Consider the following 15273-nt stretch of genomic DNA (forward strand, 5'->3'; position numbering starts at 1 on the left):
CCGTGCGCCTCCTCAAGATTATTGCGAGATTGCCGAGTGTCCACCCATACCGATCACCAGAAGGGCCTGCTGATCACTGCCTTCGGCGGATTGACGCTCACCGTCGACATCCCGCTGATCCGGCTGGCCGACGGCAGCCCCTGGACCATCATGATGCTGCGCACCGGCACCACGCTCGTCGTCGCCTTGGTGGTCTGGGCTGTCTGGCGTGCACTGCGCAGCGATGCGCCAAAGCTCATTCCCGGCTGGTCAGGGCTTGCCGCGGCGCTGTGCTACGGTTTGACCGGCGTTACCTTCGTCACCGCCGTCTACCACACCTCGACCGCCGATCTCGTCTTCATCCTCGCCTTCAACACGGTGTTCGCTGCGCTGCTGTCGTGGCTATTCCTGCGCGAAAGGCCCCGGCTCGGAACTGTAGTCGCCATGTTGGCAATGATCCTTGGCGTGCTGATCATCGTCGGCGGCTCGGTCGGCACCGGGCATCTGTTCGGCGATTTCATGGCGCTGTGCTCGGCTTTCTTCGTCGCTTTGGCCATCACCATCTCGCGCGCCAGCGGCAAGGACATGGGCTTTACCGCGCTCGTCGGCGTCGTCCTGCCGCTGGGGGTCGCCTTGTTTATGGTCTCGGGCGAAGGCCTTCACGTCAACCAGCCATGGTGGATCATCGTCAATGGCGCCGTGATCATGCCGATCTCGTTCTTTTGCCTCGCCAATGGACCGAAATACATCTCAGGGCCGGAGGTGGCGATGTTCTATCTGCTCGAGACCGTGCTGGCCCCGATCTGGGTGTGGCTGATCTTTGCCGAGACGCCGTCGCGCAACAGCCTGATCGGCGGCACGATCCTGATTGTGACGCTGGTTGCCCATTCGCTCTGGCAATTGCATGAGGGCCGCAAACGGCGCGCGGCGCTGGCCGTGGTTCACCCTGCCTGAATTTTCCTGGCTTCGGGCGCCGCCTCGATCCGTGGCGGCCCTCTCTCTTCGTCGGCGGCGCGCGCCTGTTCGTCCATCATCTCGACCTCGCGCAGCCATTCGCGCCAGATGGCGACGAGCAGCGCCATCAGCACCGGACCGATGAACAGGCCGAGGAAGCCCATCGTCTTGACGCCGCCGATCAGGCCGAAAAAGGTCGGCAGGAACGGCAGCTTGATCGGCCCGCCGACCAGCTTCGGGCGCAACGTCTTGTCGACGACGAAGAGCTCGACCGCGCCCCAGACGAACAGCGCCATGCCGGCGAACAGCTTGCCGCTGGCGGCGAGATAGATCGATACCAGCGTGAAGGAAAGCGGGGCACCGCCCGGGATCAGCGCCATGATGCCGGTGAGCGCGCCGAGCGTCACCGGCGACGGCACGCCGGCCAGCCAGTATGCGATGCCGAGCACCAGGCCTTCGCCGATGGCGATGATGGTCATGCCGGTGACGGTCGACGAGATGGTGGCCGGCACGACGCGCGAAATGCGCTCCCAGCGCGCCGGCAGGATGCGCTCGCCGAGACGATCGACCTGGGCCGCGAAAGCCTCGCCATCGCGATAGGCGAAGAACAGTGCGATCAGCATGAACAGCAGCGTCAGAACCAGGCCGAAGGCGCTGCCGCCGGCCGCCAGCGCGCCGCGGTAGATGGTGCCGATATTGGAGCCGCTCACCATCTGGATCAATTCGCCGATGCCGCCGGGATGGCCGAGATTTTCCGTCCACTGCTCGTTCAACCACTCGCCGATCACCGGCATGGTGGCGATCCATTGCGGTGTCGCCGAGCCATGGCGATTGGTTTCGATCGCCCATACCACCCATTCGCGAAGCTCGTTGATTGCATAGGTCCCGGCAAGCGCGATCGGCACCACCAGGAAGGTCAGGATGAAGAGGATGGCAAAAGTCGCGCCGATAGTGCGGTTGCCGCCGACGGCGGTAAGCAGCCTGCGGTAGAGCGGCCAGCTGGCGAAAGCAATGACGAGCGCCGCAAGCACAGGGAACAGGAAGCCGTGGAAGAAATAGACGCCTGCGGCAACGATCAGCACCAGGAGCCAGCGCGCCGCCGACAGCGGCGGGATGACGGCCGCCCTGATCGGTGTCGACAGACCGAACAGGCGCTGTCCCGGCTTCTGGATTTCAGCCCGCTTCAACCCGGCGTTTCTCCCCTGCCCGACAAATTCGATAAAGGCTTATGCACCATGATAGTGCAGCAATCGTGACGATAGTCCAAATAGCTACTTTTCCTTCTCCCCTTGTGGGAGAAGGTGGATCGGCGCGCAGCGCCGAGACGGATGAGGGGTGCTGGACGGAATGAGACGTTGGCGTTCCCTGGAACACCCCTCATCCGACCGAGCTTCGCTCGGCCACCTTCTCCCACAAGGGGAGAAGGTTGGGCGCCTCGCTACCCAAACTTACCCGTCCTCGGGAAACCCTTCGGCACCATGCGGCCGGCGGCGGCGCGGGCGCCGATCCATTCGGCCAGTTCCTCGCGCGACTTGGTGAAGGTGCGGTCGGCGGAGTCCTGCCAGGTCAGCCCCGCTGCAATCGTGAAGGTTTTCAGGTCCAGCACGCCGCCATCCTTGTATTTCTGCAGGCGCACGCCCTTGCCGCGCGCCATCTCCGGGATTTCGGCGAGCGGGAAGATCAGCATCTTGCGGTTCTCGCCGACAATGGCGAGGTGGTCGCCCGCGACCGGAACGCAGCGCTTGGCCTCGTCCGGCGCCTTGACGTTCATCACCTGCTTGCCCTTGCGGGTGTTGGCGACGACCTCTTCCTCGGAGACGACGAAACCGTTCGCATCATATGAGACCAGGAGCAGCTTGCGCTTCGGATCATGGACGAAGGCGGTGACGATGTCCTGGTCGTTCTCCATGTCGACGATGATGCGGATCGGCTCGCCATGGCCGCGTCCGCCCGGCAGCCGGTCGGCGCCGATGGTGTAGAACTTGCCGCCGGTGGTGAAGACCAGGATCTTGTCCGTGGTCTGCGCATGGAAGGCGAGCTTCAGGCTGTCGCCTTCCTTGAAGGCAAGCTGCGAATGGTCGGTCAGGTGACCTTTCATCGCGCGCAGCCAGCCCTTTTCCGAAACCACGACGGTGACCGGCTCGCGCTCGATCATGGCATGCGCGATGTCGGTCAGATCATGCTCCGGCGCGTCGGCGAACTGGGTGCGGCGCTTGCCGAGCTCGGTCTCGGGCCCGAACTGATCGCGGACCTTGGTGACTTCCCAACGGATCGTCGCCCATTGCTTGGCGTCCGACGCCAGCAGCGCCTCGATCTGCTTCTTCTCCTCGGTGAGGCCGTCGTGCTCCTTGCGGATTTCGATCTCTTCGAGCTTGCGCAGGGCCCGCAGCCGCATGTTGAGGATTGCTTCGGCCTGGTTGTCGGTGAGCGACCAGCGGGCCATCATCACCTGCTTGGGCTCATCCTCCTCGCGGATGATCCTGATCACCTCGTCGATGTTGAGATAGGCGACGAGATAGCCGGCGAGGATTTCCAGGCGCTTCTCGATCTCGCCCAGGCGATACCGCGAGCGGCGGATCAGCACCTCGCGGCGGTGGTCGAGCCATTCCTTGAGCACGCCCTTGAGCGAGAGCACGTTCGGCACCTTGCCGCGCGACAGCACGTTCATGTTGAGCGGGAATCGGCTTTCGAGCTCGGTGAGCTTGAACAACGATTCCATCAGGATGCCGGGATCGACGGTGCGGCTCTTCGGCACCAGCACGATACGGATGTCCTCGGCGCTCTCGTCGCGAATGTCTTCGAGCAGCGGCAGCTTGCGCGCCATCAGGAGCTCGGCGATCTTCTCGATCAGCCTGGCTTTCTGGACGCCGTAGGGAATTTCGGTGACGACGATGCTCCAGGTGCCCCTGCCCTGGTCCTCCTGCCCCCACTTGGCGCGCACGCGAAAACCGCCGCGGCCGCTCTCATAGGCTTCGAGAATCGAGGCGCGGCTGTCGACGATGATGCCGCCGGTCGGGAAATCCGGTCCCTGGACGAAATCCATCAGCTTCGCCACCGGCGCGTCAGGATGCTCGATCAGATGCAGCGCCGCGTCGCAAAGCTCGGCGGCATTGTGCGGCGGGATCGAGGTCGCCATGCCCACCGCAATGCCGGACGAGCCGTTGGCGAGCAGGTTCGGGAAGGCGCCGGGCAGAACCGACGGCTCCTCGTCCTCCTCATTATAGGTCGGCCGGTAGTCGACGGCGTCCTCGGTGATGCCGGCAAGCAGCTCGGTCGCCACCTCCGTCATGCGCGCTTCGGTGTAGCGCATGGCGGCGGCGTTATCGCCGTCGATATTGCCGAAATTGCCCTGCCCGTCGACCAGTGGGTAGCGCATGGAAAAATCCTGGGCGAGGCGCACCAGCGCGTCGTAGATCGACTGGTCGCCATGCGGATGGAACTTGCCCATCACCTCGCCGACGATGCGGGCGCATTTGGCGAAGCCCTGATCGGGATTCAGCCGCAGGAGCCGCATGGCGTGCATGATGCGGCGATGGACCGGCTTCAGCCCGTCGCGCACATCCGGCAATGCCCGGTGCATGATGGTCGACAGCGCATAGGCCAGATAGCGCTTCTCGAGCGCTTCCTTCAGATCGACCGGTTCGATGTTGTCGCCGCCACCATCTTCGGGCGGCAAATGCCTTTTTCCCATGGATTTGGACTAGCCGAGCGGGTGATTCGCGGCAAGCGCCGGGTTGGGAGTCGGCGGATTCGTCGCGCGCGATGCGGGCAGGCGAAACCGCAACCGGCGATGTGAAGGATTTCACGGAAGCGGCAAGGCGAACATTCCAGTTTGCCGGCAATCTGCAACCGGCATCGGCTGTGCCGGGGCGCGGCCAACATCAATCTGTTACATGCGCCCTCTATCTGGGCAAGCAACGCGATCTGAGCATGCAACGCGGGCGGAGGAGAGCCGCGGTCTTCATGACAAATTCACCGCACCATGCAAAGCGTGCCGGCCGGGTTTGCTTTTCATCGCCCTTTTCGACAAATGTGCCGGGAAACGCCTTTTTCCCGTCCCGTTCGTCGCGGAATGGTGATGGGGCAGGAATTAAAAACACTTTTCAGGACAGGGAACTCGCCAAATGACAATCCAACGCTCAATGCTCAAGAAACTGGCTTTTTCAACCTTTCTGCTGACCCTGCCGCTCAACGCCGCCCTCGCCGCCGATCCGGCCGTGGCCGAGCGCGTCAAGGCAACGCTTGCAGCCCAGGGCGTCGATATTTCCTGGACCGGTGTCACGGGTGACGATTCGAACGTCGTATTACAGGGCGTCTCCATCAAGCCGGCTGCCGAGAAGGAGGCGCTGCCGATCGGCGACGTGAAGCTGGAGGGCGTCACCGAGGCCAATGGCGGCTTCGACATCGCGACCGTCTCGACCTCCGCCTTCGAGCGCACCCAGGACGGCGTGACGCTCAATCTCAGCCCCTTCATCATCCACGACATGAAGGTGCCGCCCGAGGGCAGCACCGACCCGCTTGGCTCGCTGGTGATGTACAAGTCGGCCGAGCTCTCCAACTTGACGGTCAAGGTCGGCGACAAGACGGCCTTCTCGATGGATGAGCTTGCCGTCCAGATCACCCCACCGGCCGACGGCAAGGCGATGGACTTCACCGCCAACACGGGAAAGTTCAATGCCGACCTGACGCTGGTCGACGACCCGAAGTCGAAGGAAGCGATCGAGGCGCTCGGCTACCAGAACATCTCCGGCAACATCTCGATGGCGGGCACCTGGCAGCCCAGCGACGGCAAGATGGAGCTATCGAAATATGACATCGCCGTCGACAATGCCGGCAAGCTCGGCATGACCTTCAATCTCGGCGGCTACACGCTCGACTTCATCAAGTCGATGCAGGCCATGCAGAAGCAACTCGCCGCGCAGCCCGAGGGCGCCGACAACTCAGCGCAGGGCATGGCCATGCTCGGTCTTTTGCAGCAGCTTTCGTTCAACGGCGCATCGGTTCGCTTCGATGACGCCTCGCTGACCAGCAAGGTGCTCGACTATGTCGGCAAGCAGCAGGGCATGTCGGCCAAGGACGTCGCCAACCAGGCCAAGGCGATCGTGCCGTTCGGCATGGCGCAACTCAACAATCCCGAACTGACGGCCGAGGTATCGGCCGCGGTCAACAAGTTCCTCGACGACCCCAAGAGCCTCGAAATCTCGGCCGAGCCGCCGTCGTCGGTGCCGTTCGCGCTGATCATGGCGGGCGCCATGTCCAACCCGCTCGACCTGCCCAAGACGCTCGGCGTCAAGGTCAAGGCGAACGAGAACTGATCGAATTAGCTGCCTTCTCCCCGTCACTATACGGGGAGAAGGTGCCGGCAGGCGGATGAGGGGCAGCGCCGACGCCTGCAAATATGAAATTCGATGCTGAACCGATTGCGTGTCAGAAGGCATCAGCAGCTATGATCGCCTTCTAATCGCCAGCTTCCGCGCTGCCCCTCATTGTCCTGCCGGACATTTCTCCCCGTATAGTGACGGGGAGAAAGGGCAGTTACGACGCTGCCGTCAGTCCTTCTTCGCCACCGCGACGCGCAGCGACAGTTCGCGCAGCTGCTGCGGGGTCGCTTCCGAGGGCGCATTCATCAACAGGTCGTAGGCCTGCTGGTTCATCGGGAACATTGTGACCTCGCGCAGGTTCTTGGCGCCGACCAGCAGCATGACGATGCGGTCGATGCCGGCCGCCATGCCGCCATGCGGCGGCGCGCCGTACTGGAAGGCGCGATAGAGGCCGCCAAAGCGCTCCTCGACCGTCGCGCGATCGAGCCCAACCATCTCGAAGGCCTTCACCATGGTTTCCGGCAAATGGTTGCGGATGCCGCCGGAAGCGATCTCGAAGCCGTTGCAGACCATGTCGTACTGGAACGCCTTGATGCCCAACGGCTCCTGACCGCTCAGAGCGTCGATGCCACCCTGCGGCATCGAGAACGGGTTGTGGGCGAAGTCGATCTTCATCTCGTCCTCGTTCCATTCGAAGAACGGGAAGTCGACGATCCAGCACAATTCGAAGCGGTCGCGGTCGACGAGGTTCAGCTCCTCGCCGGCGCGCGTGCGCGCGGCGCCCGCGAAGGCGACGAATTTCTTCGGGTCGCCGGCGACGAAGAAGGCGGCATCGCCATCGGCAAGGCCGAGCTGCTGGCGGATCGCCTCGGTGCGCTCCTCGCCAATGTTCTTGGCGATCGGGCCGGCGCCTTCGAGTTTTTCACCTTCCTTGCGCCAGAAGATATAGCCCAGCCCGGGCTGCCCCTCGCCTTGCGCCCAGGAATTCATGCGGTCGCAGAAGGCACGGCTGCCGCCGGTCTTGGCGGGAATCGCCCAGACCTCGGCCTTCGCGTCGTTGGCGAGGATGTTGGCGAACACCTTGAAACCGGAATCGCGGAAATGATCCGAGACCGCCTGCATCTCGATCGGGTTGCGCAAGTCCGGCTTGTCGGTGCCGTAGGTGCGCATCGCCTCGTCGAAGGGAATGCGGCGGAATTCCTGCGTTACCGGCTTGCCTGCGGCGAAAGTCTCGAAGACGCCGCGAAGCACCGGCTCCATGGTGGAGAGCACGTCATCCTGCTCGACGAAGCTCATCTCGAGGTCGAGCTGGTAGAATTCGCCGGGCAGACGGTCGGCGCGCGGATCCTCGTCGCGGAAGCAGGGCGCGATCTGGAAGTAGCGATCGAAGCCGGAGACCATGATCAGCTGCTTGTACTGCTGCGGCGCCTGCGGCAGGGCGTAGAAGGTGCCGGGGTGAATGCGCGACGGCACCAGGAAGTCGCGCGCGCCCTCGGGCGACGAGGCCGTCAGGATCGGCGTCGAGAACTCGGTGAAGCCTACCTCGCCCATGCGCCTGCGCATCTCGGCGATGATCCTGGTGCGCGCAACGATGTTCTTGTGCAGTGTTTCGCGGCGCAGATCGAGGAAGCGGTATTTCAGGCGGATGTCCTCCGGATAGTCCGGCTCGCCGAACACCGGCAGCGGCAGCTCCTTGGCCGCCGACAGCACCTCGATCTCGCGCGCGAACACCTCGATCTCACCGGTCGGCAGGTTGGGGTTCACCGTCTCCGGCAGGCGCGCCTTGACCTCGCCGTCGACACGGATCACCCATTCTCCACGCACGGTCTCGGCCACCTTGAAGGCCGGCGAATCCGGATCGGCGACGATCTGGGTCAGGCCGTAATGGTCGCGCATATCGATGAAGAGCAGCCCGCCATGGTCGCGCACGCGATGCACCCAGCCCGACAGGCGGACGGAATTGCCGACGTCGCTCTTTCTCAATTGGGCACAGGTATGGCTGCGGTAACGATGCATTGTCATTGGTGAAGTCCGGAATTGCGGGCGAAAAGCCCGGCTCGAAAATTGGCGCGAAAAGCGCATGAGAGGCCGGCTTTGTCAAGGCAAGCGGTCACACTCGGGCGCGGGCCTGAGATCAGGCAAAGTGGATTTCGGCACCCAGGCGTTCGAAATCGGCGAGGATGGCATAAGGCGCCGTCTTCTCCACCACCAGATGGCGGATCGCGTCGGATGCCGCTACACGATAAGGCGCCGCGGTGGCGAGCTTGTCGTTGGTGGCGGCGATGACGATGCCGGCGCTGTTCCTGGCCATGGCGCGTTTCACCTCGGCTTCGGCCGAATCGAAAGCCGTGACGCCGCGCGAGGCATCGAGGCCGCAGGAGCCTAGGAAGAACAGATCGGCGCCGAGTTGCGCCACGGCCGCAAGCGTATCGCCGCCGACGCAGGTGCCGAGGTCGCGGACATAGCGACCGCCGACCATGATCAGTTCGACCCGCGGAAGATCGGCAAGCGCCGATGCGACGCCGAGCGAATTGGTGGCCACGGTCAACTCGATGTCGCGCGGGATCGCTCTCGCGATCGCCTCGTTCGTCGTGCCGCCGTCGATGAACAGGGTCTGTCCCGATGCGAGCACGCCCACCGCGGCCTTCGCTAGGCGCAGCTTCTCCTCGACCGCGTGACCGCTGCGCTGGCTGATCGTTGCCGCGGCGAACGGCGCCAAGGCGACTGCGCCGCCATAGACTCGGCGCAACTGCCCTGTCTTGGCGAGTTCCCGCAAGTCACGGCGAACCGTATCCTCGGAAACCCCGAAGCGGCTGGCGAGCTCGCCGGCCAGCACCTTGCCTTCCGCCGCCAGTCGGTCGCGAATGAATTGGTGCCGTTCCTCGGTCAGCATGCACAATCCTATTTTATTGTGCACGTTCTTGCATGTTTTGCATGTTTGTGCAAGGAATAACGAATTGGATCGGCGATGCCATCCCACCTCCCCAACGGAAATGCTGCAAATGACCTTTGGCTTGAAACTCGCCCCTCAGCACCGCGTCTATGCCGGTTTCGCGATCTACTCCTTCGCCATGGGCAACATTTTCCCACGGCTGCCGGACATCAAGCGCGCCATGGACATCGAGGACGGCGCGCTGGGTCTCAGCCTGATCGGGACGCCGATCGGCACCTTGACCGCGCTGACGCTCGCCGCGCCGATCCTGGAGCGCGTCGGCTTTCGCCGCGCGCTGCTCTGGCTCGTTCCGCTTCTGGCGCTCGCCTATTCCATCGCGGTGCATGCACCGGGGCCGGTCGCGCTGTTCCTCATGCTGCTGCCGGTCGGGCTGATGATCGGCAGCGTCGAGATCATCCTCAATGTCGAGGCCGACAGGACCGAGTTCCTGCTCAAGCGACGCATCATGAACCGGGCACATTCGTTCTGGAGCGCTGGCTTCTTCGGCGCCGGGCTATTCGGCGGCGCGCTGGCGCATCTCGGCCTGTCGCCGCAACTCCATCTGGCGCTGGTGGTGCCGATGGTGGGAGTAGCGATGGCGCTGTTTCTCGGCGGCTACGAGCCGGCGCCCGCCCGCTTCGCCAGCACTGGCGACAAGGCGCCGGTGTTCGCGCGGCCGACGCTGCCGATCCTCGTTCTCGTCGCGGTGACGCTTTCGGCGATGCTCCTGGAAGGCGCCAGCATCGACTGGTCGGCGATCTACATGCGCACCGTGTTCGACTCAGGACCTTTCGTCGCCGGCTTCACGGTGGCGCTGTTCGCCTTCTCGCAGGCCACCACGCGCTTCTTCGCGGATTCCTTTGTCGACCGTCACTCGCCAAGCGGCGTGGCGCGCGTGCTGCTGGCCGCCATGGCGGCCGGCGTTCTTCTCGTCTTCTTCTCGCCGGCGCCGTTGGTGTCGATGCTGGGCTTTGCCCTGTTGGGTATCGGCAGCAGCGCCCTCTTCCCGCTGGCGATCTCCGCGGCCGCGCAACGGACGGATCGTCCGGCCGCGATCAACGTCGCGGCACTTTCGCAAATCTCCTTCATTGCCTTCCTGCTCGGCCCGCCGCTGCTCGGCTTCGTGTCGGACCATTGGGGTATCCGCTCCGCCTATGGAATCGGCATTCCCTTCATCGCGCTCAGCCTGCTGACCGCGGGCTCTCTCGGCCGAAGGCCGACCGCAGAGAGTATCAATGCGATTCCAGGCGAGGCGCCATCCACGATCGGGCAGGAGATGGAAATACGAGCCGGCAAAGCTTAGGGCCGCTACCCGATTGGCAGCCCATGTCCTTCGTCGGGTGCGAGAATGTGACCGTGTTCGTGTCGCATTTGCCCCTGGCATTGACGGGATCTATGGTCCAAGAAGGATCACAGACCCGTGATTGCCTCTCTTCGATGTCTTCCATCCGCCCGCTCATCCCGCTCCTCATCGCCGCAGGCATCCTGCTTGGCGGCAACGGGCTGCAGGGCACGCTGATCGCGTTGCGCGGCGCGCAGGAAGGTTTCTCCGCTTCCGATATCGGCCTCATGGGCACGTTCTATTTCGCCGGCTTCCTGCTCGGCTGCCTGGCAGTCACCCGTATCCTGAAGGCGGTCGGCCATGTCAGGGCCTTTGCCGCTCTCGCCGCAATCGCCTCGGTCGGCACGCTGCTTCTGGTGCTGGTCATCGACCCCGTCATGTGGTGCGCGGTGCGCTTTGCCGGCGGCTTCTGCTTCGCCGGGCTGTTCACCGTCATGGAAGCCTGGCTGAATTCCGGCGTCGGCAACAAGGACCGCGCCCGGGTGCTCGCCATATACCGCATGGTCGACATCGGCTCGGTGACCGGCGCCCAGTTCCTGATTCCGATCTTCGGCGCCGGCGGTTTCGCCATCTTCGCCGTCATGTCGATGATGATCACCTTTTCGCTGGTGCCGGTCTCGCTCGCAGACCGCTCGAACCCGGCGCCGCCGGAAGACGTCAAGCTCGACCTGCCGCGCGTCTGGCGGATCTCGCCGCTCGGCTCGATCGGCTGCATCGCCGTCGGCGTCACCAACAGCGCCTTTCGCACGCTGTCGCCGGTCTACGCCGAGGGGATCGGCATGTCGGTTGCCGATGTGGTGACGTTCGTCAGCGTCGGCATATTCGGAGGCGCCCTCATCCAATATCCGCTGGGCTATCTCTCCGATCGCCGGGACCGGCGCTCGGTGTTGCTGGCGACGACGTGCTGCGCCATGCTTGCCGCGCTGGCGCTGGCCTTCGTGGCGCGGGCCGACCCGTTCCTCAACTTCGTCATCGTCTTCATCTTCGGCAGCTTCGCCATGCCGCTTTATTCACTATCGGCCGCGCACGCCAACGACCGGGCCGATAAAGGGGAATTCGTGCTGATCAACGCGGCGCTGATGCTGTTCTATTCCTTCGGCGCCATTGGCGGTCCGTTCGCGGCATCGGCCGTGATGCAGTATTTCGGACCGAGCGCCCTGTTCGTGTTCAGCGCCGTTGTCTACGCCATTCTCATTGCCGTGATCCTCTACCGAATGCAGGTGCGATCGGGTGTGCCGGCAGGCAAACGCGGCCGCTTCACCGCACTTCTGCGCACCTCGACGCTGTTCGCGCGGCTCGCGCGACGGGGCGGCGATTCGGACGCGGCCAACGAATGATGACGTGGCGCCGGCTTGACGAAAGCGCACGCGGCTGAAATTGAAAGGGGCGTAAAAATGATGCCAAAAGCGATTTGATGCACGTCATCACCACCCAGAAAGAACTCGAGAGCGTCATCGCGGCGTTCGAAAAGTCGGAATTCGTCACCGTCGATACCGAATTCATCCGCGAAACGACCTTCTGGCCGATCCTCTGTCTGATCCAGATGGCGGCGCCCGGCGTGACGGCGCTGATCGATCCGCTGTCGCCGGACATCGACCTCAAACCCTTCTTCCGGCTGATGGCCAACGAAGCGGTGGTCAAGGTCTTCCACGCCGCCCGCCAGGACATCGAAATCATCGTCCATCTGGGCGACCTGGTGCCGCATCCGGTGTTCGACACGCAGGTGGCGGCCATGGTCTGCGGCTTCGGCGACAGCGTCTCCTACGATCAGCTGGTGCAGCGCATCACCGGCGCCCGGCTCGACAAATCCTCGCGCTTCACCGACTGGCGGCACCGGCCGCTCTCCGACAAGCAGCTCGAATATGCGCTTGCCGACGTCACCCATCTGATCAAGGTCTATCAGCACCTCGCCGCCGAGTTGAAGCGCGAGGACCGCGCCCATTGGCTGAACGAGGAGATGGACGTCCTCACCTCGCGCCAGACCTACGATCCGCATCCGGAGGACGCCTGGAAGCGGCTGAAGATGCGACTTCGCAAGCCGCAGGAGCTGGCGATCGTGCAAACGGTAGCCGCCTGGCGCGAGCGCGAGGCGCGCGAGCGTGACGTGCCGCGCGGCCGTGTGCTCAAGGATGATGCGATCTACGAGATCGCGCAACAGGCGCCGCGCGACGCCACGGCCCTCGGCCGGCTGCGCACGACGCCGAAGGGCTGGGAGCGTTCGGCGACAGCCACGGCGCTGCTCGGCGCGGTCAACACGGCGCTTGCCATGCCGAAGGAAGCGATGCCCAAACTGCCGAAGACGTTCCAGCCGCCCGAGGGCTCGAGCGCGGCAGCGGAACTGCTCAAGGTGCTGCTCCGGATCGTCGCCGAGAAGGAAGGCGTCGCCTCCAAGGTGCTCGCCTCCAGCGACGACATCGACCGCATCGCCGCCGAGGGCGACGATGCCGACGTGCCGGCGCTGCAAGGCTGGCGGCGGGCCGTGTTCGGCGAACAGGCGCTGAGGCTGGTGCGCGGCGAGATCGGCATCAAGTTCGACAAGCGCAGGATAGCGGTGTTCGATTTGTAGCGCCTTCCCTTCTCCCCTGGGAGAAGGAGAGAGACCGTTCAGCGCCGTTGTACTGCCAGCGCGAACACCGCGACGACCGCGACGGGAATGGCCAGAAGCGCGAACTTGGTCACGGTCAGCGATGAGGCGAAGGCCAGCGAATCGGGATTGGCCAACTGGAAATCCGACAGCAGCCGCGCGACCACCAAGTTCTGCGCGTAATCGGCGAGCGTGTAAGGCAGAACCAGCGCCAATGCCGACAGCGCCTGCAACTGGGCAGGCATGGCGCGGAAATTGCTCAGCCGCCGGCCGAAAGCCAGGATCAGACTGAGCAAGGTGAGCGACAGCAGCGCCGGGAACAGCAGGTCAAAAGTCAGATAATGCCAGACGATGATGATCTCGCCGCCGCGGCGGCCGAGCGCCGTCAGCCACGCCATGCCTTCATCAGGCGTGAAGCCGGTGATGCGCATGTCGAGCGACGGGAGCCCGCCGCTCAGGCGGCGGAAATAGAAGAACTCCAGCGCCGTCATGGCGATGAAGATCGCGGCGGACGCGATGGAGAGCGCCGCCGCGTGACGCGACAGGCGCAACACCGTCACGATCAGGTTGCGCCATAGTCCCAGGCGATCCGGCCGCTCGCCGGCCTGCTCAAAGTCCGCCCGGATAGTTCGGGCTTTCGCGGGTGATCGTGACGTCATGGGCGTGGCTTTCACGAAGTCCGGCGTTTGATATGCGCACAAAGGTGGCGCGTTCACGGAACTCGGCAAGATCGCGCCCACCGACATAACCCATAGCGGCTTTCAGGCCGCCTGCAAGCTGGTGCAGCACGCCAGCCACAGGTCCTTTGTAGGGAACCTGCCCTTCAATGCCCTCCGGAACCAGTTTCAGCGTGTCGCGCACCTCGGCCTGGAAGTAGCGGTCGGCCGAGCCGCGCGCCATTGCGCCGACCGAACCCATGCCGCGATAAGCCTTGAAGGAGCGGCCCTGGTGCAAATAGACCTCGCCCGGGCTCTCGTCAGTGCCGGCAAGCAGCGAGCCGATCATGGCGGCACTTGCGCCGGCGGCGAGCGCCTTGGCGAGATCGCCCGAATATTTGATGCCGCCGTCTGCGATCACCGTCACGCCCGCCTTGTCGGCCGTCTCCACCGCCGACATGATCGCCGAGAGCTGCGGCACGCCGACGCCGGCGACGATACGGGTGGTGCAAATGGAGCCCGGGCCGATACCGACCTTGACGGCGTCGGCGCCGGCGTCGATCAGCGCCCGCGTGCCTTCGGCGGTGGCGACGTTGCCGGCCAGGATGCGCACGGAGTTCGACAGCTTCTTTGCCCGCGTCACGGCATCCAGAACGCGTTGCGAGTGGCCGTGCGCGGTGTCGATGACCAGAAGGTCGACGCCGGCGTCGATCAGGCGTTCGGCGCGCTCGAAGCCGTCATCGCCGACGCTTGTGGCGGCGGCGGCGCGAAGCCGCCCCTGCGCGTCCTTGGTGGCGTGCGGGTTGAGCTGCGACTTCTCGATGTCCTTGACGGTGATCAGGCCGACGCAATTGCCCTTCCGATCCACCACCACCAGCTTCTCGATGCGGTGCTTGTGCAGCAGGCGCTTGGCCTCGTCCTGGTCGACATTCTCCTTGACCGTGATCAGGTTCTCACGGGTCATCAGCTCGTAGACCTTCTGCGACGGATCGGAAGCGAAGCGCACGTCGCGGTTGGTGAGGATGCCGACAAGGCGCCCCACCGTGTGACCGCCGGTACCGCCATTCTCGACCACCGGAATGCCGGAAATGCCATGGGCGCGCATCAGCGCCAGCGCGTCGGCGAGCGTGGCGTCGGGGCCGATAGTGACGGGATTCACCACCATGCCGGATTCGAACTTCTTCACCTGCCTGACCTGCTCGGCCTGCTCGGCCGGCGAGAAATTGCGGTGGATGACGCCGATGCCGCCGGCCTGCGCCATGGCGATCGCGAGCCTCGCTTCAGTGACCGTGTCCATGGCCGCCGAAAGGATCGGCACGTTGAGATCGATGTCGCCGGCGATGCGGGTGCGGATGTCGGTCTGGCCGGGCATGACCTCGGAATGGCCGGGCTGCAGCAGCACGTCGTCGAAGGTCAGCGCCAGCGCGCCGGTGGACGTCTCGATGATTTTTGCCATGGCCAGTCCTTTTGAATGCGGAAAAGGCGCTGGACCGCAATGGCCAGCG

At 64.3% G+C, this 15273-nt stretch carries 12 protein-coding genes; 6 read left to right on the forward strand and 6 right to left on the reverse strand.

Going from position 1 to position 15273, the window contains the following annotated elements; translation table 11 throughout:
- The first annotated feature begins 36 nt into the window (after window positions 1-36).
- Window positions 37-933, forward strand: a complete 897-nt coding sequence (locus QAZ22_RS22280; protein WP_278202844.1) for a DMT family transporter — start codon at window positions 37-39, stop codon at window positions 931-933.
- Here the strand turns inward: QAZ22_RS22280 and QAZ22_RS22285 are convergent.
- A complete protein-coding gene (locus QAZ22_RS22285; protein ID WP_278202845.1) occupies window positions 921-2120 on the reverse strand; it encodes an AI-2E family transporter in 1200 nt (399 codons plus the stop codon). The genes QAZ22_RS22280 and QAZ22_RS22285 overlap by 13 nt on opposite strands.
- A gap of 251 nt (window positions 2121-2371) precedes the next feature.
- Window positions 2372-4624, reverse strand: coding sequence for a DNA topoisomerase IV subunit A (gene parC, locus QAZ22_RS22290; RefSeq protein ID WP_278202846.1), 2253 nt, complete (start codon window positions 4622-4624; stop codon window positions 2372-2374).
- 71 nt (window positions 4625-4695) lie between these two features.
- Between parC and QAZ22_RS22295 the strand changes: the two genes are divergently transcribed.
- Together QAZ22_RS22295 and QAZ22_RS22300 are read left to right on the forward strand one after the other, a co-directional pair.
- Window positions 4696-5061 (forward strand): hypothetical protein, encoded by a 366-nt coding sequence (locus QAZ22_RS22295; RefSeq protein WP_278202848.1) that lies wholly within the window; start codon window positions 4696-4698, stop codon window positions 5059-5061.
- Window positions 5058-6248 (forward strand): hypothetical protein, encoded by a 1191-nt coding sequence (locus QAZ22_RS22300; RefSeq protein WP_278202849.1) that lies wholly within the window; start codon window positions 5058-5060, stop codon window positions 6246-6248. The genes QAZ22_RS22295 and QAZ22_RS22300 overlap by 4 nt, the downstream gene beginning before the upstream one ends.
- Window positions 6249-6482: 234 nt before the next feature.
- Here QAZ22_RS22300 and aspS read toward each other — a convergent pair whose 3' ends face one another.
- Both aspS and QAZ22_RS22310 read right to left on the reverse strand, forming a co-directional pair.
- Window positions 6483-8270: an aspartate--tRNA ligase gene (gene aspS, locus QAZ22_RS22305; RefSeq protein ID WP_278207907.1), complete on the reverse strand. Its 1788-nt coding sequence runs from the start codon at window positions 8268-8270 to the stop codon at window positions 6483-6485.
- 118 nt (window positions 8271-8388) lie between these two features.
- Complete coding sequence (locus QAZ22_RS22310) at window positions 8389-9147, reverse strand: DeoR/GlpR family DNA-binding transcription regulator (RefSeq protein WP_278202850.1); 759 nt, start codon at window positions 9145-9147, stop codon at window positions 8389-8391.
- A 109-nt stretch (window positions 9148-9256) separates the two neighbouring features.
- Here QAZ22_RS22310 and QAZ22_RS22315 point away from each other — a divergent pair, with 109 nt between their 5' ends.
- From QAZ22_RS22315 to rnd, 3 genes are all read left to right on the forward strand, one after another.
- A complete protein-coding gene (locus QAZ22_RS22315) occupies window positions 9257-10489 on the forward strand; it encodes an MFS transporter (protein WP_278202852.1) in 1233 nt (410 codons plus the stop codon).
- A gap of 134 nt (window positions 10490-10623) precedes the next feature.
- The gene (locus tag QAZ22_RS22320; RefSeq protein WP_278202853.1) at window positions 10624-11865 is read left to right on the forward strand and encodes an MFS transporter; all 1242 of its coding nucleotides are present in this window, start codon (window positions 10624-10626) and stop codon (window positions 11863-11865) included.
- Window positions 11866-11942: 77 nt separating this feature from the next.
- Window positions 11943-13094: a ribonuclease D gene (gene rnd / locus QAZ22_RS22325; RefSeq protein ID WP_278202854.1), complete on the forward strand. Its 1152-nt coding sequence runs from the start codon at window positions 11943-11945 to the stop codon at window positions 13092-13094.
- A 38-nt stretch (window positions 13095-13132) separates the two neighbouring features.
- Here the strand turns inward: rnd and QAZ22_RS22330 are convergent, their stop codons facing one another.
- Both QAZ22_RS22330 and guaB read right to left on the reverse strand, forming a co-directional pair.
- Window positions 13133-13786 (reverse strand): hypothetical protein, encoded by a 654-nt coding sequence (locus tag QAZ22_RS22330; protein WP_278202856.1) that lies wholly within the window; start codon window positions 13784-13786, stop codon window positions 13133-13135.
- The gene (gene guaB, locus QAZ22_RS22335) at window positions 13722-15224 is read right to left on the reverse strand and encodes an IMP dehydrogenase (protein ID WP_278202857.1); all 1503 of its coding nucleotides are present in this window, start codon (window positions 15222-15224) and stop codon (window positions 13722-13724) included. The genes QAZ22_RS22330 and guaB overlap by 65 nt, the downstream gene beginning before the upstream one ends.
- Between the last annotated feature and the right edge of the window lie 49 nt (window positions 15225-15273).

Origin of the sequence: Mesorhizobium sp. WSM4906, assembly GCF_029674625.1 — a bacterium.
In the GTDB taxonomy this organism is placed as follows: Bacteria; Pseudomonadota; Alphaproteobacteria; order Rhizobiales; family Rhizobiaceae; genus Mesorhizobium.

Excerpts from the sequence above, each read along its gene's own strand:
- parC (WP_278202846.1), bottom strand. The coding sequence starts at position 4,624 with ATGGGAAAAAGGCATTTGCCGCCCGAAGATGGTGGCGGCGACAACATC.
- QAZ22_RS22295 (WP_278202848.1), top strand. The coding sequence starts at position 4,696 with ATGCGGGCAGGCGAAACCGCAACCGGCGATGTGAAGGATTTCACGGAA.
- QAZ22_RS22300 (WP_278202849.1), top strand. The coding sequence starts at position 5,058 with ATGACAATCCAACGCTCAATGCTCAAGAAACTGGCTTTTTCAACCTTT.
- aspS (WP_278207907.1), bottom strand. The coding sequence starts at position 8,270 with ATGCATCGTTACCGCAGCCATACCTGTGCCCAATTGAGAAAGAGCGAC.
- QAZ22_RS22310 (WP_278202850.1), bottom strand. The coding sequence starts at position 9,147 with ATGCTGACCGAGGAACGGCACCAATTCATTCGCGACCGACTGGCGGCG.
- QAZ22_RS22315 (WP_278202852.1), top strand. The coding sequence starts at position 9,257 with ATGACCTTTGGCTTGAAACTCGCCCCTCAGCACCGCGTCTATGCCGGT.
- QAZ22_RS22320 (WP_278202853.1), top strand. The coding sequence starts at position 10,624 with ATGTCTTCCATCCGCCCGCTCATCCCGCTCCTCATCGCCGCAGGCATC.
- rnd (WP_278202854.1), top strand. The coding sequence starts at position 11,943 with ATGCACGTCATCACCACCCAGAAAGAACTCGAGAGCGTCATCGCGGCG.
- guaB (WP_278202857.1), bottom strand. The coding sequence starts at position 15,224 with ATGGCAAAAATCATCGAGACGTCCACCGGCGCGCTGGCGCTGACCTTC.